At 27.2% G+C, this 18,613-nt stretch carries 22 protein-coding genes; 3 read left to right on the plus strand and 19 right to left on the minus strand.

Features of this window, described 5'->3' with window-relative positions; all coding sequences use genetic code 11:
• Positions 1 to 2 precede the first annotated feature (2 nt).
• From ACH5BK_RS06540 to ACH5BK_RS06575, 8 genes are all read right to left on the minus strand, one after another.
• Positions 3 to 290 carry a FliM/FliN family flagellar motor switch protein gene (locus tag ACH5BK_RS06540; protein WP_404305657.1) on the minus strand — a complete coding sequence of 96 codons (288 nt, stop codon included), beginning with the start codon at positions 288 to 290 and terminating at the stop codon, positions 3 to 5.
• A gap of 80 nt (positions 291 to 370) precedes the next feature.
• Complete coding sequence (locus ACH5BK_RS06545) at positions 371 to 1,036, minus strand: FliH/SctL family protein (RefSeq protein WP_404305659.1); 666 nt, start codon at positions 1,034 to 1,036, stop codon at positions 371 to 373.
• Complete coding sequence (gene fliG / locus ACH5BK_RS06550; RefSeq protein ID WP_404305661.1) at positions 1,036 to 2,049, minus strand: flagellar motor switch protein FliG; 1,014 nt, start codon at positions 2,047 to 2,049, stop codon at positions 1,036 to 1,038. The genes ACH5BK_RS06545 and fliG overlap by 1 nt, the downstream gene beginning before the upstream one ends.
• On the minus strand, positions 2,049 to 3,782 hold the full coding sequence (gene fliF / locus ACH5BK_RS06555; RefSeq protein ID WP_404305663.1) for a flagellar basal-body MS-ring/collar protein FliF: 1,734 nt from the start codon (positions 3,780 to 3,782) through the stop codon (positions 2,049 to 2,051). The genes fliG and fliF overlap by 1 nt, the downstream gene beginning before the upstream one ends.
• Positions 3,783 to 3,798: 16 nt before the next feature.
• Positions 3,799 to 4,206 (minus strand): flagellar basal body rod protein FlgB, encoded by a 408-nt coding sequence (gene flgB / locus ACH5BK_RS06560; RefSeq protein ID WP_404305665.1) that lies wholly within the window; start codon positions 4,204 to 4,206, stop codon positions 3,799 to 3,801.
• A complete protein-coding gene (locus ACH5BK_RS06565; RefSeq protein WP_404305667.1) occupies positions 4,206 to 4,925 on the minus strand; it encodes a flagellar hook-basal body protein in 720 nt (239 codons plus the stop codon). Before ACH5BK_RS06565 ends, flgB begins: the two co-directional genes overlap by 1 nt.
• A gap of 9 nt (positions 4,926 to 4,934) precedes the next feature.
• The gene (locus ACH5BK_RS06570; protein ID WP_404305669.1) at positions 4,935 to 6,008 is read right to left on the minus strand and encodes a hypothetical protein; all 1,074 of its coding nucleotides are present in this window, start codon (positions 6,006 to 6,008) and stop codon (positions 4,935 to 4,937) included.
• A gap of 16 nt (positions 6,009 to 6,024) precedes the next feature.
• Positions 6,025 to 6,396, minus strand: coding sequence for a response regulator (locus ACH5BK_RS06575; protein WP_404305671.1), 372 nt, complete (start codon positions 6,394 to 6,396; stop codon positions 6,025 to 6,027).
• Positions 6,397 to 6,561: 165 nt separating this feature from the next.
• On the opposite strand from ACH5BK_RS06575, the gene flgG reads away from it, so the two are divergent.
• The 3 genes from flgG to ACH5BK_RS06590 are packed head-to-tail and all read left to right on the plus strand — an operon-like array spanning position 6,562 to position 8,828.
• Positions 6,562 to 7,350 carry a flagellar basal-body rod protein FlgG gene (flgG, locus tag ACH5BK_RS06580; protein WP_404305673.1) on the plus strand — a complete coding sequence of 263 codons (789 nt, stop codon included), beginning with the start codon at positions 6,562 to 6,564 and terminating at the stop codon, positions 7,348 to 7,350.
• A 15-nt stretch (positions 7,351 to 7,365) separates the two neighbouring features.
• Positions 7,366 to 7,779, plus strand: a complete 414-nt coding sequence (locus tag ACH5BK_RS06585) for a hypothetical protein (RefSeq protein WP_404305675.1) — start codon at positions 7,366 to 7,368, stop codon at positions 7,777 to 7,779.
• Positions 7,779 to 8,828, plus strand: coding sequence for a coiled-coil domain-containing protein (locus ACH5BK_RS06590; RefSeq protein WP_404305677.1), 1,050 nt, complete (start codon positions 7,779 to 7,781; stop codon positions 8,826 to 8,828). The genes ACH5BK_RS06585 and ACH5BK_RS06590 overlap by 1 nt, the downstream gene beginning before the upstream one ends.
• An 11-nt stretch (positions 8,829 to 8,839) precedes the next feature.
• On the opposite strand, the gene rimM is transcribed toward ACH5BK_RS06590, so the two are convergent.
• The 11 genes from rimM to ACH5BK_RS06645 all read right to left on the minus strand — a co-directional run bounded on the left by rimM (position 8,840) and on the right by ACH5BK_RS06645 (position 18,543).
• Positions 8,840 to 9,370 (minus strand): ribosome maturation factor RimM, encoded by a 531-nt coding sequence (rimM, locus tag ACH5BK_RS06595; protein ID WP_404305679.1) that lies wholly within the window; start codon positions 9,368 to 9,370, stop codon positions 8,840 to 8,842.
• 6 nt (positions 9,371 to 9,376) lie between these two features.
• A complete protein-coding gene (locus ACH5BK_RS06600; protein ID WP_404305681.1) occupies positions 9,377 to 9,616 on the minus strand; it encodes a KH domain-containing protein in 240 nt (79 codons plus the stop codon).
• A 16-nt stretch (positions 9,617 to 9,632) separates the two neighbouring features.
• Positions 9,633 to 9,860, minus strand: coding sequence for a 30S ribosomal protein S16 (gene rpsP / locus ACH5BK_RS06605; protein WP_404305683.1), 228 nt, complete (start codon positions 9,858 to 9,860; stop codon positions 9,633 to 9,635).
• 79 nt (positions 9,861 to 9,939) lie between these two features.
• The gene (gene ffh, locus ACH5BK_RS06610; protein WP_404305685.1) at positions 9,940 to 11,292 is read right to left on the minus strand and encodes a signal recognition particle protein; all 1,353 of its coding nucleotides are present in this window, start codon (positions 11,290 to 11,292) and stop codon (positions 9,940 to 9,942) included.
• Positions 11,293 to 11,462: 170 nt separating this feature from the next.
• On the minus strand, positions 11,463 to 12,218 hold the full coding sequence (locus ACH5BK_RS06615) for a pseudouridine synthase family protein (RefSeq protein WP_404305687.1): 756 nt from the start codon (positions 12,216 to 12,218) through the stop codon (positions 11,463 to 11,465).
• On the minus strand, positions 12,205 to 13,353 hold the full coding sequence (gene waaA, locus ACH5BK_RS06620) for a lipid IV(A) 3-deoxy-D-manno-octulosonic acid transferase (RefSeq protein WP_404305689.1): 1,149 nt from the start codon (positions 13,351 to 13,353) through the stop codon (positions 12,205 to 12,207). The genes ACH5BK_RS06615 and waaA overlap by 14 nt, the downstream gene beginning before the upstream one ends.
• A 2-nt stretch (positions 13,354 to 13,355) precedes the next feature.
• The gene (locus ACH5BK_RS06625; RefSeq protein WP_404305691.1) at positions 13,356 to 14,075 is read right to left on the minus strand and encodes a zinc ribbon domain-containing protein; all 720 of its coding nucleotides are present in this window, start codon (positions 14,073 to 14,075) and stop codon (positions 13,356 to 13,358) included.
• A complete protein-coding gene (locus ACH5BK_RS06630) occupies positions 14,068 to 14,823 on the minus strand; it encodes a Nif3-like dinuclear metal center hexameric protein (protein ID WP_404305693.1) in 756 nt (251 codons plus the stop codon). The genes ACH5BK_RS06625 and ACH5BK_RS06630 overlap by 8 nt, the downstream gene beginning before the upstream one ends.
• Before the next feature lie 9 nt (positions 14,824 to 14,832).
• Positions 14,833 to 15,771 carry a glycine--tRNA ligase subunit alpha gene (gene glyQ / locus ACH5BK_RS06635; protein WP_404305694.1) on the minus strand — a complete coding sequence of 313 codons (939 nt, stop codon included), beginning with the start codon at positions 15,769 to 15,771 and terminating at the stop codon, positions 14,833 to 14,835.
• A gap of 176 nt (positions 15,772 to 15,947) precedes the next feature.
• On the minus strand, positions 15,948 to 17,252 hold the full coding sequence (locus ACH5BK_RS06640; protein WP_404305696.1) for a hypothetical protein: 1,305 nt from the start codon (positions 17,250 to 17,252) through the stop codon (positions 15,948 to 15,950).
• 10 nt (positions 17,253 to 17,262) lie between these two features.
• Entirely contained in the window at positions 17,263 to 18,543 is a 1,281-nt protein-coding gene (locus ACH5BK_RS06645; RefSeq protein ID WP_404305698.1) for a peptidase U32 family protein, read from the minus strand.
• Positions 18,544 to 18,613: the final 70 nt, after the last annotated feature.

The raw sequence follows: 18,613 nt of genomic DNA on the forward strand, positions 1-18,613 counted from the left end.
TCCTATACTAAATTTTCATCAAAGAAATATCTAACAACATTGTCAGAATCCATTGCATCTTGTACTCTTACAGCTAATTTATCATCAATTACAATAATATCACCCGTACCAATAATTCTTTGATTTACATATATATCTCCACCAGCGCCAGCTGGCTTATCTAATGAAATTATATCTCCATCACTTAATTTTAAAAATTCTGCTATAGTAATGTCAGAATTTCCAAGCATTACATCAACAGTAATTTCTGTATCAACTAATATATCATAATCTCTTTCACTTATTTCCATAACCAAACTTTTATAAAAAATATCATTCTAAACTATTATAACATAAACTTTTAAGAAATTAAATAGTAGTTTAGTTTTAATTAAATTACAGTATCAAGTGTTTCTAGCATTGAAGCAACTTTTGCTTCAATATTACCATCAAAATTACCTAAATCACTAGCAATTACAACACCACCCGTAGCAACATTTGGATCTTCTCTAAGTTCTATATATGGTTCTAAAGTAAGTTGATCTTTTAACATTTGATAATCTTTAGGGTTTAAATGTATTTGAACTTTAGAAGCAGTTTTTATTTTATCTAATAAATGAGAAATTGTTTGTTTAGCAATTTTTGCAGAATTTTCTCCAACTTCAATACTTATAATTTTTTGTGCGATTGAAATAGATGTTTTTAAAAGTTTAGACTCCATTTGAAAAGTTGCTTGTTCAAAAAAAGCGGCATAATGTTTTAAATCTTTTATAGCTTGTACAACTTGTGCATCAATATCTCTACCTTGAACACCACCGTTTTCAATACTTTCAACTTTTGCTGAAATATGACTAATTTGAGTAGCTAAATTTCTTACTTCACTTAATACAGGGTCTATATAGCCATTTATTTCTTTATTATCTAAAACTGCTTGAGAAGGTATTTGTTCTTCTTGAACTTGATTTGTACTATTTATGAAATTACCTAATTCATACTTTTGTACATCTCCCCCACCATTTAAAACTTTTGCATTTGATCGAACATTATTACTAGCCATTATTCATCCATTTCTCTATCAATGATTCCATCTTCAATCATTTTTTGTGCAACATCAAGCATTTTTCTTTGAGCAGCTTCAATGTCTTTGATTTTAACTTTATTTAACATCTCAAACTCTTCTTTAAATCTGTCTCTTGCTCTTTGAGACATTGCACTTGTAATTTTTTCCATATCTTCATCAGGAGCATTTTTCATAGCGACTGCAACATCAGCAGTATCTACATTTTGTAAAATTTTCATAACGTATTCTGTATCTAAATTTAATAAATCTTCAAATACAAACATATTTTCTTTAATTTTTGTGGCAAGTGAAGTATCAACACCATTGATATTTTTTAAAATATCTTGTGACTTTGGTCCTAGTCTATTTAACATATCAGCAACAACTTTAACTCCACCTACATCAACAATAGAAGAAAGTAAAGACTCTAATTTTTTCTCTAATACAACGGATATAGTTCTTACTACATCTGGTGAAACATCTTTTATTGTTGCCATTTGCATAGTTACTTTTACTCTTACTTCTTCTTCAAGTTGCATTAAAACTTCTGCCGATTTTGGGGCATCCATGTGTGAAAGTATTACAGCTATAGTATGGGGAGATTCATCTTTAATAAAATCTGATAATTGTTTTGGATTAATTGCATCAAGGTAAGAAAAAGATTGAGAAGCAAGTTTTAATTTTGAAAGCTTAGCTAAAACTTCATCTGCTTCTCCTTTTCCTAAAGACTTATATAAAATATCCCTAGCAAAATCATAACCACCTGAACTAATAAAACCTTTTGTTCTTGTATATAAATGAAACTCTTCTAATATTGCTAAAGATGTTTCTTTATCAATTGAATTTATTTGAGTAATAGAAGTAGAAATATCCTCAACTGTATCCTTAGGTAAATGTTGAAAAATTTTTACAGTTGCTTCTTCTCCAATTAGGACAAAAAATCTAGCAACTTTATCCTTCATTGACATTCCTTTTAGAACTTCATGTAAAGTAGTAATATTTTCTGCCATTATTTTTTACCTTTTAAGTTAGCATCACCTTCTGATAATAGAAGTTCTATCATAGATGCAATTTCTGCTGGATTATTATTAACCTCTTTGTCTAATTCTTCTACTAAAACTTCATATTTAGCAGCTGATTCTTCATCTAAACCTTCTATATTATTTAAGATTTGACTTTTAATTTTGTTTTTCAATCTACCTTTTGCAGATTCTCTATCAAATTGATCTCCATAATCACCTAGCATATCATTAACTAAATCATCATCTTCACCATCTTCTTTTTTCTTTGCTGTACCATCACCTAATATTACAACTTCATGATTTACTATAAACTTCTTATAAAAAATAAATAAAAGTATTGCTGCAATTAAATATTGAATATATTCACTAAACTCTTTTAGTATAGCTTTTATCATTGATAAACTGTCTAAAGAAGAACCTTCACTAACTTGTATAGGGTTTCCATTTTCATCAAGTTGTACACCACCTTCTCCAATGGGTTTAACTCCTATAAATTTAAAGTCTTTTACGGTTACTTTATCACCTCTTTTACTATCATATCCAATAGTATCTTGAACAATAGACTCAATTGAGTTTAAAAATTCATCTTTATTTTCAACATCTTTTAATACAGTAGAATCAAAAGTAACACCAGCGGTAATTCTATTTATTCTTGAATAATTGTTATCTTTTTGTTTAATTATTTTTTTAGAGATTTCATAATTTGTTACAGTATTTGTTCCTTCACTACTAGCTTGTGAATTTGAATTTCCACCAGTACCACCTGGTAGTTGAATATTATTATCAACACCTGCTGTTCCACCTACTTGTGATGGCATACCTTGTGAAGATGATACATTCTCAATAACTTGTTGAGATCGAATAGTACCTTCTGGGTCATATATTTCTTCTTCAATATCTTGCATAATAAAATCTAAAGATACAGAAACCTTTGCTACAACTCTTCCAGGTCCTACAAAAGGTTCTAATAATTCAACAATCTTTTTCTCATAATCATCTTCTATTTTCTTTTTATATTTACTTTGTGAATATGATTTTTGTGTTGCCATATCATCTTTAGACTTTTGAAGTAAACTTCCATCTTGATCAATTAATTTAATATTTTCATGTGTTAAATCAGGAACAGCTGATGCTATAAAGTTCTTTATTCCATCTATTTGTTTTTGAGTTAAAAAGACCCCTGGTTTTAATGAAAGAACTGCAGAAGCAGTTGGAAGGGTCTTTCTTTCTGTAAAAATAGTATCTTTAGGAATTGCTATTTTTACACTTGCTCTTAAGACTCCTGTTAAAGATTCTAAAGACCTTGAAAGTTCTCCTTCTAAAGCTCTTAAATACTTTACTTTGTTTTCAAAATTTGTAGTACCTAAAGAAGATTTTTCAAAAATCTCCCACCCAACATGTTTACTAGTTGAAGCTTCACTAGTTACAAGTTTAATTTTGGCAATATTAATAAACTCTTTTGATGTTTTTAATGTTAAGTTATTACCTGAACCAATTACACTAAAGGCAATTCCTGAAGCTTCAAGTTCATCACTTGCTAACATAACTTGTGATTTAGTTAAATTTGAGGCAATTGTATAATTTAATTTTTTATCTTCTGCTTTTATATTTGAATAAACTAATAGACCAATTAATAGAATAAATAAAAGGGAGAAACCTCCTATTATTACTGCTCTTTGGGCAGCATTCAAATTATTTATAAATTTTAAAAGTTGATCCATATATTACTTATCCTGGTTAATTTTTAGCTGACGATTCTATAACTGATCTAAAAAGTCTTGAATCTTTTTTTATTGCTGACTGCAGGGCATCAAAAATAACTTTATTTTTTGACATTTCACCCATTTGTGTATCTAAATTGACATTATTTCCATCATTTTGTTCTTCAAGACCTTTTACTTGTACTAATCTAGGGTTAGGAACATTTTTATTATGATTAATATTTGATAAATGTTGTCCATTAGTTTGTGCTAATGATAATCTTGGTTCTTTAACTGTCTTATTTAATTCATCTTCAAAAACTAATTCTTTAGTTTTATAGTTTGGTGTGTTTATATTAGCAATATTACTAGATATTACCTTTTGTCTTTCACCTCTAAAATTTAAATGTGCGAAAAGAGTATTTGTTACGCTACTTGCTTCCATTATCTAGTATTATTTCCTATTTTATCAATTACTTTAGAATTAATTTCATCTATGCTTGAAACTGCTTTTTGTGATTGTTCAAACCTTCTATGTGCATCTATTAATTCAACCATTGCTGTAACAGAATTTACATTTGATTTCTCAATTGCACCTTGCTGAAATAAACCATCAGAATTCTCAAATAAAATCAGATCATTATCATTTTTTAGTTTATATGTATTATCTCCAAGTTTTTGAAGGTTTGAATAAGGAGTTTGAGCAACTCCAATATTATTCTCGAACCCCTCTTCTACTAAGATGGGTTCATTATCAGGATTTAATACATTATTTCCATTTGAATCAACTAAAAAGCCATCAAAATTTTTAAAAGCTCCATCTCTTGTATAAACAATATCTCCATTTTGATTTTGTATTTTAAAAAATGTATCTGGCTGAGTTAACGCAAAATCTAAATTATTACCTGTTGGTGTAATAGGACCCATTTCACCATTTATAAATTTTGAATCAATTTTTGGAATATTATTAGTAACTTCATTAATTTTTGATGGAGTAAAACCTTCATTCTTTGCTCTTTGCATATAATAGTTAAATGTAGTTTCAGTTGTTCCTTCTTGTTTAAAACCATTTGTATTAACATTTGCTAGATTATTACTTATTTGGTCTAATCTATTTATCTGATTAATCATTGATGCTGCAAGAGGGTATGTTCCTTGATTCATTAAATTTCCTTACTTTCCAAATTCTTCAATTAATTTATCTAAATCTTCACCAATAAGTACTTCACCTTCATCTCCATGAATATGTTTAGCTACTGCAATTTCTTGATCTGTATATTCATCTTCAAATAAATTATTTAAGTACAATGATAGTTTTCTAATAACAGACATTACTCTTTCAATTTTTTGCCTATTTATATCATTAAACTGCATTAGTTCCATTGCTTCAAATATTTTCATATCTTCTTCATTCATTATTGATTTCATAGATTCTAAACTTTTGTTAACTTCTTCTATTTTTTCAATATTTGATTTAAAAATTTCAATATTTGGGAATTTTGCATGTAAAGACATTAAAAGCTTATTTTGAGAAACTAAAAGCTCATCCATTTCAGAAACTTTTGTTCTAAAAGCATTATTATTATCTAAACTAAGACTTAAGACATCAAATATTTGTGAAACTTTTTCTTCTGAATCATTTGCAACTTGATTAAGTTGACTTACTACTTTTGTATCTTTTTCTGCAGGCAAAGGAATTACTCCTTCATTTATTTTAGTATCAGTCCAATCTTTAACTATTTTGTCTGCATTAATATCTTCTTCAACTACTTTTTCTTTAACTTGTACGGGTTCATTAGTACTTTGTGTTTCTTCTGTAATACCATCTATTTGAGACATAATGTCATCAAAATCATCACTTGAATTTTCTGATAATGAATTATTTTCTAAATCATCAAAAATTTCCGTTTCACCTTCTTGTGAAGAACCTTCTGCTTCCAAATCTTTTAATAACGCATCAATGTCATCATTATCAACTGTATCACTTGTTTCAGTTTCATCAAAAGAAAGCATTTCTTCAACTTTTGGTTCTTCCTCAATATTAGTAGATGATTCTTCTACTGAATCATTTACTTCTTCTAAAACTGGATTAGGTTCTAACTCTTCTTCGTTTTGTGTTTGAGATATTAACTCATCAATTTCACTTGTATCAACAGTTGTATCAGTTGATTCAGAAGATTCATTTTCATCATCAGAAATATCAAGTCCATTCATTAATGCTTCAATTTCTTCTTGGCTCATACTCATAATAATGCCTTATTATTTATTTTTTTAATACCCCATCAAGCTTCTCTTTTAAGACTTCTGCATTGAATGGCTTTACAATATAATTATTTACTCCAGCTTTTAAAGCTGTAATAACTTCACCTTTCCCACCTTCAGTTGTAATCATGATTATAGGAGTCTTTTGATGAGCACCTTCTGCTCTTACTTTTTTAACTAAATCTAAACCGTTCATATTAGGCATATTCCAGTCAGTTAAAATTACATCGTAATTAGATTCGCTTAAAAGTTTCCAAGCCTTTACACCATCTTCAGCTTCATCAAAATCTTCTTTTGCATAACCTAATTGCATTACAACATTTCCAATAATTCTCCTCATAGTAGAACTATCATCAACGATTAGAATTCTCATCATACTACCCTTTAAATCTTTATTAATATTCAATTATCGATTATTATATATAATTTGTTTTAAATATCCACTTAATCTAAAGTCATAAATAACTATATAAATTTATCTTTTTTTAATTGTTCTTAAAATATAATAATTAGAATCTAAAACTCTAAAGGAAATTCCATGATAAGAGGACTTTATACTGCTGCTACAGGAATGAATTCAATGCAACATCAAATTGATGTTACATCAAACAATATCGCCAATGTTAATTCAACTGGATTTAAACAAGACAGGGCTGAATTTCAAGATCTTATGTACGAAACATTAAACTATACAGCAGGACAAACATCTCAAACTACATTAAATCCAACAGGTATTGATGTTGGTTTAGGTGTTAGAATTTCAGGAGTTCAAAAAAACTTTACAGAAGGTGATTTAAAATTAACTTCAAATCCTTTAGATATTGCAATTGAAGGAAAAGGATTTTTCCAAATTACAATGCCAAATGGAGAAACAGCTTATACAAGAAATGGAACTTTTAAATTAAATTCAGAAGGTACAATAGTAAATGGTAATGGATATCCTTTATCACCTCAAATTGTAGTTCCAGATAATGTAACAAAATTAACAATAGGTAAAGATGGAACAGTAACTGCAACAAATCCACAAACAGAAGAAATAGTTAATTTAGGACAAATTCAAATTGCAGATTTTATAAATCCTGCTGGTTTAGCTCCAATGGGAGAATCTTTATTTAGAGAAACAGAAGCTTCTGGTGCTGTAGTAACAGGAAATCCAACTACAGAACAATTTGGTAATACTAGACAAGGTATGATAGAATTATCAAATGTAAAATTAGTAAATGAAATGGTAGACTTAATTACAGCTCAAAGAGCTTATGAAGCTAACTCAAAAGCAATTACTACAACTGATGGTATGCTTGATACAGTAAATAGGCTAAAAAGATAGGTAAATAATTAAGAAATGGATTTAGATGAATTAAAAAAACTTCGAGAAGAAAAATTTTTAGCTCATAAACGAAAAAAAAGAGAATACTACTTAAAAAATAAAGCAAAAAAGAAAAGAAAAGTCATTGATTATGAAGATGAATTAAATGACTTAAATTTTACAAATAAAATAAAAGAAATAGCTAAAGTACAAAAAGCTCACGTTGATGATAGAAAAGAATTAATTGTTGCTAAAATAAATGAGTATAAAAATAAGAAAAAAGAGTATTACGAAGAAAATAAAGAAAAAAGATTAGAATACGACAAAGAGTATAGAGAAAAGAAAAAAGAAGAGCTAAGAGAGTATAGACGCCAATATTATCAAAAAAACAAAGATAAAATATTAGCAAAACAAAAAGAAAAAAGAAAATATTCAAAAAAGAGTGACTAATGGCAGAAGTAAAAGAAGAAGAATTAGAATTAACACTAGATGAAGATAGTACACAAAATGATTCAGACAAAAATAATGATGATGCTTCAGCTGAAGAGTCAGTTAAAATAGAAAATGAAGCATCTCAAAAAGATGAAAAACCTACTTTTAAAAAGAAAACAGAAAACAATAAAATTAAATTAATTCTTTTTGGAGTTATAGGATTTTTACTTGTAACTTTAGTTATTGGACTAATTCTATATCTAATAGGTTTTTTTGATCCAGAAGAGCCTAAAAAAGAGCCTATAACTCCTAAAAAAGTCCAAACAAAAAATATAGAACCTAAGAATGAATATAAATTTAGTTTAAAAAATGTAAATACTGATAACTTAAATAAAGAATTATCAAAGCTAACAAATAAAAATATTTTAGAAAAAAAAGCTTTAGATAAAATTGATGAACAAAAACAAATTCTTGAAAAAGAGAAAAAAGAGTATAAAGAAAAACTTGCTCTTCAAGAAGAACAGTTGACAAAAGAAAAACAATTATTACAAGCTAAAAAAGAACAGCTTGAAAATCAAAAAAATGAACTTGAGATACTAAAAGAACAAGCAAAATCATTAAAAGAAGAAATGCTTAGAGAAAAAGAAATTTTAGAAGTAAAAAGAGAAAAACTTATTCTTGCACAAATGGAAATAGAGAATACTATAAAACATGAAGAGAACAAAAAAGAACAAGAAAAATCAGAAAAAGATGTAATTAATAATGTTCAAGTAGATACAAAACCCATGAATAATGAAAAACCTAGCCCCTCAGGATTTGTAAACCTTATTAATGTTGCTAAAATAAAAGGTGAGTTATACAAAGACTATTTAGATAAAATTTTGATGATACATAATGATGTATTACTTTGTAGAGATGATTTCAATAATATAGAAATATATTTTGGACCATTTTTTGATAATAATAAAAGAAATGAAATTTATAATAAATTAATAGAAGAAAATTTTTCTAATGCCTATGAAGTTGAACTAACGAAAGAAGAGTTTGATAAAAGATGTAATTATTAGTAAGCTCTTAATTATGAGTTTTCTAATATTACCATTGAATCTTTAACTTCAATAATTTTATTTTCTACATCTACATTTAAAATATATGTATCAAATAAATGAGGGATTAAAAATGTTTTAGGTAAATCTTTGTCTACTAAATCTTTTGATGTTTTAACTTCTAAATAATCACTAGCTGGATATCTATGAAGCTCAATTACTTCACCTAATTCTAAACCATTTTCAATTACTTTACAAGATATTAAATCAAACCAAAAGAACTCATTCTCTTTTAATTTACAGTTTTCTCTTGTTTGTTCAATTGTTGAAAATAGTTCCTGATTAGTAAGTTTTTTTGCAGTATCCACATCTTCATAACCTTCAAATAAAACAAGTTCTCTGTTTGAGTTATATTCTTTAACAGTTAAGTTTATTTTTTTATTTGTTATAAATTGTGAACCTTTTTTAAATTGTTCAGGGAAGTCTGAGTCTATAAAAAGTCTTAATTGACCTTTTAGACCCACAGCTTTACCAAGTTTTGCTACATAAATCTTATCATTCATAGAAAACTACTTTGATACTACTTGAATTTTATATGAAACACCATCTTTTGCTTTACAACCATTTGCCATAGTTTTTAAAGCATTAATCATATTTCCATTTTTTCCAATAAGCTTTCCAATATCAACACTATTTGCTACTATTGTAATCTCCGCAAAAGTATCATCAACCATTTCTTTGTAAACCTTAATATCTTCGGGTTGACTAACAATTAATTTTGCGTAGTTTTCTATAAATTTAATAATCATTACTTATCTCAATAACTTATTTAGCTGCTAATTTTTTAACTTTTTCAGAAGGTTTAGCACCTACGCTTAACCAATAGTTATATCTTTCTTCGTCTAATTTTAATACTTTTGGCTCAACTACTGGGTTGAAGTAACCAATTGATTCAATCCATCCTGAATCTCTTCTTTTTCTTGAGTCTGTTACAACGATTCTGTAAAATGGTTTTTTGTTTCTACCCATTCTTGTTAATCTAATTACTGTCATGTTATTCCTTTAATTTTTTTATAATAGTATTGAATTCTAATCTCTTCGTAAGTTCACAATTCAATACTATAAAATGTTTTTATCTTGGTATTTTTGGCATCCCACCAGGTCCCATTTGAGACATCATATTTTGAAGTCCTTTCATACCACCTTTAGATGAAAGTTTCTTAGCCATTTTTGAAGCATTTTTAAACTGCTTTAATATTTTGTTTATTTGCATTTCTGTCAAACCAGAACCCTTAGCAATTCTCTTCTTTCTTGAAGCGTTCATTAAACTTGGTTGTTCTCTTTCTTTTGGAGTCATTGATCCAATTAAAGCTTTAATTCTTTTTATTTCATCTGAGTTTTCAAAGTCCATATCTTTTAAAGGTCCAGCCATAGCAGATAAGCCAGGGATCATTCCAATAATTGATTTCATAGAACCTAACTTAGACATCATTGATAATTGATCTAAGAAATCATTAAAATTGAATTCACCTTTTTTAATCTTCTTAGTAACTTCTTTTGCTTTTTTCTCATCAATAACAGCTGATGTTTTTTCAGCAAGTCCTTCGATATCTCCTGCACCCATTAGCCTTGACACAATTCTATCTGGAATAAATACTTCAAGATCTGGCATTTTTTCACCAATACCTATAAATCTTAAAGGAACTCCTACTTGATGTGCAATAGATAAAGCAACCCCACCTTTTGTATCACCATCATACTTAGAAAGAATCACACCATCTATTCCAATTTTTTCTTTAAAAGTAGTTGCTGTTTTTGTTGCATCATGACCAGTTAAAGAATCAGCTACATAAAAAATTTCATCAGGTTTCACTGCTTGTTTTACATAGTCTAATTGTGTCATTAACTCTTCATCAATAGCAAGCCTACCTGCTGTATCCACTAATAATACATCATAATGTTCAGCTTTAGCTTTTTCTTGGGCTTTAATAGCAATTTGTACTGGATCTTTTTCATTATCATCAAAGTAAATATCAACTTCAACTTGTGCAGCAATTTGTTTTAATTGTTCAACCGCTGCTAATCTTTGTAAGTCAGCTGCTGCTACTAAAACTTTTTTCTTTCTTTGTTTTAAATAGTTTGCTAATTTACCTGTAGTTGTTGTTTTACCAGACCCTTGTAATCCTGTCATTAAAATCGTTGTTGGAGGAGTATTTGAAAATACAAAACCTTGATTACCTTCTGTAGTTAAAAGTTTTGTTAACTCATCTTTTAAAGCATTTAAAAAAGAGTCTTGCCCTATTCCATTTTTCTTTGTTTCAAGTTCAACAGCAGCAGCTAATTCTTTTGTAGTTTTATGATGTACATCAGATTTCAATAAAGATTTTTTTAATTCTGTTACTGCTTTCTTTAATGAAGCAGCATCATCTTTATGTCTTATTTTATTAACAGCATTTCTTATTGAACCGGTTATTGAATCAAACAAAATGAAACTCCATGATTTTAAATTTTGTGGATTATACTTTTTTAATACTTCAAGAAAGATTAAATTTAATTAATTTAAGTTTTTTTTTAGATTAAAGTTTTTTTCCAAATCACTTCAAGCCCAAAAAATGGGCTTTTATATTATTAAAGAGTATTTTTGAAGCTTAATTTTTAATTAAATTCATACACATTAAATTCTCTAGGTTCTTTTGCTTCAAATTCATAATCGAAAATTTTAGTTTTTTTAGAATGCAACAATACTCTATTAATATTAGGTGCTGCTTTTCCATATACAGAATCACCAATAATAGGTAAACCAACTGAGTTTAAATGTACTCTGATTTGATGTGTTCTACCTGACTCTATAAGAACTTTTATTTTTGATTTTTTACCCTCTACAAGCATTGGATAAACAGTTGTTTTAGCAGGTTTTCCTTTTTTCATATCAATTTTAGATTTTGCGCTACCTTTTCTTTCTCTTGTAGTTAAAATTGGTTTATCAATTTCTATTTCATCAATAACTCTACCATCTACAACTGCTACATACTCTTTATATACTCTATTTGCTGCAAACTCTTTTATTGCTTTTACTCTAAATTCTTCTGTTTTAGCAAACATCATTACTCCTGATGTTTCTTTATCAAGTCTATTTAAAAGTATTGCTTCTTTAAACTTCTTTGACACTTCATCTGCTGTTAAAAATGCTGGTTTATCAACTGCAATAATATTTTCATCTTCAAAGATTACTTTAACTTCTGCTGGATGCTTTACAGTAAATTTAGTATTAGTACTAATTTCACCTCTTGCAATCATTACTTTTTTACCCTCAGCTCTTACTAAACCTTTATCGATTAAATCTTTTGCTTTTGAGTTAGAGATATTTTCTTGTTTTGCTAATACTTTATATGCTTTATCATAAGTTGCCATTTATTTCCTTTATTATAGGCTCTATTGAGCCTATTTTTTTTAATTCTGCTTTTTCTAAAGTATCTAATTTATTTAGATACTCACCTATTTGTTTATTTTCAATTAAATAGTAGTTTTTTACACATTCAAAAAGTGATTTTTGATTAAATATATTTTTTCCACTAATTATTTTACACCCAAAGTATGCTGGTTCAATAGGATTGTGTCCTCCTATTTTTTCAAAAGCTCCACCTAATATCACAATATTTGATATTGCAAAAATCTCATTTAGTATGCCCATTTTATCAACTAATATTATATCAGCTTTAAAATCCTGTTTTGTTGAAAACCTATTATAAGTTAATTTTTTATCTTTTATAAAATTTTTAATTAACTTATCTACTTTTTCAAACCTTTCTGGATGTCTTGGAACTATTAAAAGTTTACCTTGTGACTTATTATAAGCTTTAAGAATTAACTCTTCTTCTTTTTCATGAGTACTTGCAGCCGTAATAACATTTACATCTAGTTTTTCAAATATATTATTTACTTTTGGAAGTTGAGCTAATTTTATATTACCTATTACTTCTACGTTTTTTGCACCTAGACTCTCTAGTCTTTCCTTATCAATTTGACTTTGTGCAAATACTTTATCAATATTTTCAAAAATTTTTTTATATAAAAAAGATAATCTTTTATAAGAATTATAAGATTTATCTGAAATTCTTGCGTTTATTAAAAAAGTCTTTGCACCTTTTGCTTTTGCACATAAAAAAAGCATATACCAAAGTTCAGCTTCCATCACTACTAAAACTTTTTGTTTAGTTATCCAAAAAGGTAAAAATATTTCAAAAGGTAAATATCTTACATTTGAAGTTGATTTTTTTGCTTCCTCATAACCAGTATTAGTAATAACTGATATATTAGCTTTTTCTAAATAAATATCAATCAATGGTTTAAGAGCTTTTGTTTCACCCATAGAACAAGAATGAAACCATATACCATTTTCATTAAATCTCTTATTTTGTTTTAAAAAAAATTTTGCGGGAATTGCTACTTTGTATTTAGATGTTCTTGATTTATATAATAAATAAGGTAATGCAAGTATATATACTATTGAAAGTATAAAATAATAGAATATACTAAAAAGGCTCAAAATTAAGCCTCTTCAGTTTCATCTTCTTTATATAGAATTCTTCCACAGTGTGGACAGTTGATAATCTCTTCTGATTTTATTACTTCTGCATACGTTTTGTCATTGATTTTCATATAACATCCGTAACAAGCTTGTTTTTTTACAGGAACTACAGCTGAGTCTTTTGCCCATCTTTTAATTTTTTCATAGAAAGTTAGAATTTTATTATCAAATTTCTCTAATAATTCACTTCTTTCTTGATAAACTACATTTCTTTCTTTATTAATTTCTTCAATTGTATTATCAACTGCAACTTGAATATCTTTAATAGATTCTTCTTCTTCAGCTAATTTTTCTTGAAGTTCTTTAAGTTCTTCTTCTTTTGCACTTGCTAAAGTATCAAGTCTTTCAATCTCTTCATTTGCAAATGAAATTTGCTCTTTAGCTATTTCTTCTTCTAACTGTAAAGCTTTTAACTCTTTTTCAGTTTGTACATCTTTATTTTTCTTTGCAATATCTTCTAATTTAGTTTTTAATTCTGCTAAATGAATATTGTTTTTTGTTCTTTTAGATTTAATTTCATCAATTTCTAAATATATATCATTTATTGATTTTTTAATTGACTCTGCTGTTTCAATAAATGTTGCTAATTTTGCCTTTTCATTTTCAATTTTAGGCTCAAACATACTAATTGCTTTATCAAATTTTGATAACTTGATTAGATCCTGTAAATACTTATTCAACCGTTTCTCCTTGTTTAAAAAACTCAAATGGATTTTTTGAAGCTATTATTATAGCTTTTAATTCATTTTTTTTCAAATATTCTGAAAGTAGTGACTCTAAAAGTTCACTAAAAAATCTTTCACTCTCATAATGTCTAATATCAATTAATGAAATTCCTCTAGCTTTTGCTTCCATAGCATCATGATATTTTATATCTCCTGTTAGAAAACAATCAGCTTGAACTTCACTTAATAAAGACATCCCTGCACCTGTAACAATAGCAACTTTTTTTATGTGTTTACTACATTTAACTGCTTTTGTTGTTTTTAGATTTAATTTATTTGATACATACTTCACTAAATCTTCAAAACTCATATCTATATTTGCATAAGATATAAATTCATCAGTATTTAAAACCTCAAATCCTAAGATTTGATTTATTACATACTTATTTAAATGAGTTTTATCAATATTTGTATGCATAGAAATTAATGCAATATCTTTTTTTATTAATTGCTTCAAGATTTTTGTACTATAAGAATCAAAATTAACTCTTTTTAAACCTGAAAAAATCAATGGATGATGTGTTATTATTAAACTATTAGGTTTAATTTGTTCGACTAAAGACTCATCTAAATCAATACTAATATGTACTTCTTTAACTTCATCTACCATTGAACCTACTAATAAACCCGAATTATCCCATTTTTCTTGTAATTCAAAAGGAGATAATTCATTTAAATAGTTATAAATATCTTTTACTTTCAAATGTCTACCTTATGCAAATAGCTCTGGTTTTGTTTCTTTTAAATTAGCTAAAGCTTTTTTAGCTGCTTCACTATCAACTTTTTCTAATCTTTGAATTTCTTGTTCTTTATATAAAACCGCACAACCTTGTGCTAATTCTCTAACTTTTAAAATATAGTTTTGTCTTTCAGTAACGGAAATAGCTTTTCTTGCATCTAATGTATTAAATGCATGAGAAGCTATCATACATTGATCATAAGCAGGAAGAGGAAGTCCCTGAGCTAAACAAGATTTACATTCATTAAAAGCATCATCAAAATGTCTAAATAACATATCAACATTTGCTACTTCAAAATTATATTTTGAAAATTCATACTCATCTTCTTTATGTACATCAGCATAAGTTGTAATTCCATGAGCATTTTCATTCCATACAATATCAAATACAGAATCTACACCTTGTAAATACATAGCAAGTCTTTCTGTACCATAAGTAATCTCAACAGCAACAGGATCACAAGGAAGCCCACCTACTTGTTGAAAATATGTAAACTGTGTTACTTCCATACCATCAAGCCATACTTCCCATCCAAGACCCCAAGCACCAAGAGTTGGAGATTCCCAGTTATCTTCAACAAATCTAATATCATGTTTAGATAAATCTAAACCTAAATATTCTAATGACTGTAAATATAAATCTTGAATATTATCAGGACTTGGTTTTATTAAAGTTTGAAACTGATAATAAGCACCTAATCTATTTGGATTTTCTCCATATCTTCCATCCGTTGGTCTTCTACTTGGTGCTACATAAGCAGTTGACCAAGGAGTTGAATCTAAACTCCTTAAAACTGTTGCTGGATGAAAAGTACCAGCACCTGCTGGAATATCATAAGGTTGAACAATATTACAACCTTGATTAGCCCAGAACTCTTGTAATTTTAATAGAATTTGCGAAAATGTAACCATTAATTTATTTCCTAACTCTTAAATTTTCAAAACCATAGATCTAATAATAAAATTTTCTACTTTACTACATCCATGCTTTTGATTATTTATTCTTGTATATTTTAAAAGAAGTAAACTATATATATTTTTGAAGTTTTTAAAATATATAGTTTACTTTCATAAAGTTGTAGATTATATCAAAATGTTTCTAATAGTTTAATAATCTTAGATATTTTAAGCTTTTTCCAAGATTCGAATTTGTAAAAAGTTAAAGACTCATTTTCAAAAATAAATTTAGACATACTCTTTGATTTATCTTGAATTCTTATTGCTTTAACATAATCATAATATTTAATTTCTTCTTCTATTCTTTGACTTGTAGAAATAACTACAGTAGGAATCATAAAAGCATCACTTATATGCATTGTTGAAGTATGAGTAGTTATCATTTTATCTGCAAAAGAAATAATATAAACTAAATCTTGAAAAGTTTTTGAATATTTATTTAGATTTACAAGCCTATCATCTTTAAATTTATTATCTATATTTAAAGTAGTAATAATTGTATAATCTTCACATTTTTTAAGTAATTTTCTTAATATTTTTAAAGCAAATTCTTGTGGAATAGATTTATTTATATCAGCTGCATAAGGATGATATAAAAGAATTTTTCCTTTTGATTTTAAAGCTGTTAATTTTTCTTTTAATTTAAAATCAATTATAAACTTATCAATATTTATTTGATTATGTTTTTCTAAAACATTAACTTTTTTATAATTTATACCAAATTTATATAACCAAGCATCAGTCCAATTTAGCACATCATAATAGCTTGAATGTTTACTAACCATACTATTATCAACAAAATAATCATAGGTACAAAATCTTTTTACATTTAAGCTTAATGGATAAACTTTATTTATAAAATCTTGGTTTAAATATATTTGCTTATCCCTAGAAAAAAAAGTATTATTTGAAGCATTTAAATACACATCAAATAAAACCTCATCATAAACTTCTTTTAATTTATTATAAAAAACTCTAAGTGCACTACAAGAACAAAGCATTTGTCCTATTGTATCACCCATAGTTCCAATAAAAGCTACATTTATTTTGTTTTTCTTAATAATAAGTTGTTTTTTTAAATCAACATATTCACTACTTTGTAAAAAAGTTTCAATCTCTTTTTTATCATTAATAAAATATTCATTACTTATTTGTTTATATTTCGAAAATTTTAAAAACTCATTTTTATTTGATATTCCTAATTCAATAGGAAAATCCTCTAAACTTCTTATTTTATCTTCAATAAGAAGTCTAGCTTTATACAGCTTTTCATCTACATTTTTAAAAACCATTTTTAAATCTTCAAAATCATCATAAGTAGTAATATATGCTGTCTCATTATTAAGATTAGATGGTGTTTTAAATTTAAAATACTTAATTAAACTACCATCTGTTGTTTTGACATTAATATTTTGAGTAACTCTAAAAAAAATCATTTATTAAAAACTATACTTCTTCTGTATTTTCTACTCTTAACATTGTTAAATAAGGTAGTTTTCCTGGTAATTGAATTTTATTTGTGTTTCCACTATGAACAGAAGCTAATTCTTTATTTGTTTCAGTTAAAATCTTATTAAAGTTTACATAATAAATACCATCTTCTTTTTTGAAGATTTTTCCTATTTCATTTTCACACTCTTGAATTTGCACGCCTCTTGGAGCAAAAATCTCTACATCATTACCTGGATAAATTTTATATTTACACATAAAATGACTTTCATCTTCTGTTACTAATCCACTTACTTCATAAGAACCTTTTGATAATGCATACTCATGGTTTTGTGTAGTTGTTTTTTCAAATGGTCTATGTACTAAATAAGCATCAGTGAAGCCTCTATTTTTAGTAGTATGTAGTTCTCTTTGATATTTTTCAGGTTTAAATTCTCCTGCATAATAATCATCAATAGCTTCTCTATATGCATTAGCTGTAACTGCTGCATAGTAAGGTGATTTTGTTCTACCTTCAATTTTAAGAGAATCAACTGCACCAGAATCTAAAATCTCTTTAATATGTGAAGCTAAGTTCATATCTTTTGAGTTGAAAATATAAGTTCCTACACCTGGTTCTTCTTCTAATCTAAATAGTGTATTTTGATTTGTACTTTCTGCATAAAGTGTATATTCAAATCTACAATCATTTGCACATGAACCTCTATTTGGAACTCTACCACTTTGAACAGCAGATACTAAACATCTACCAGAATATGCAAAACACATAGAACCATGTACAAAAATTTCAATTTCCATATCAGGTAAATGCTCTTTAATTTGCTTAACATCTTTTAAAGAGATTTCTCTTGCTACAACAATTCTTTTTACACCTAAGTCCCAAAATACTTTTGCATCTAAATAGTTAAGTACATTTGCTTGAGTTGATAAGTGAACATCAATCTCTGGTGCAATTTCTCTACAAAGTTTAACAACTCCAGGTGCTGCTACAATAAAACCATCAGGTTTTACTTCTGCCATTTTTTCAATATGTTTTTTAAGTAAATCTATTTGATTATTAAAAGGGAAACCATTAATAGTTGCATATACTTTTTTACCTCTAGCATGTGCATAATCTATTCCCTCTTTAAAAGTTTCAAATGTAAACTCTTTTCCAGCTCTAATTCTTAAACTAAAGTGACTAACACCAGCATAAACTGCATCAGCACCATAATTAATAGCAATTTTTAATTTTTCTAAGTTCCCTGCGGGGGAAAGTAGCTCTACTTTTTCGCTCATAAAATTCCTTTAATAATATTTATCATTTATATATATTTTCTAAAATCTGGAATTATAGCGAATTTTGCCA

Source organism: Arcobacter sp. YIC-80, from assembly GCF_044841725.1.
In the GTDB taxonomy this organism is placed as follows: domain Bacteria; phylum Campylobacterota; class Campylobacteria; order Campylobacterales; family Arcobacteraceae; genus Arcobacter_B.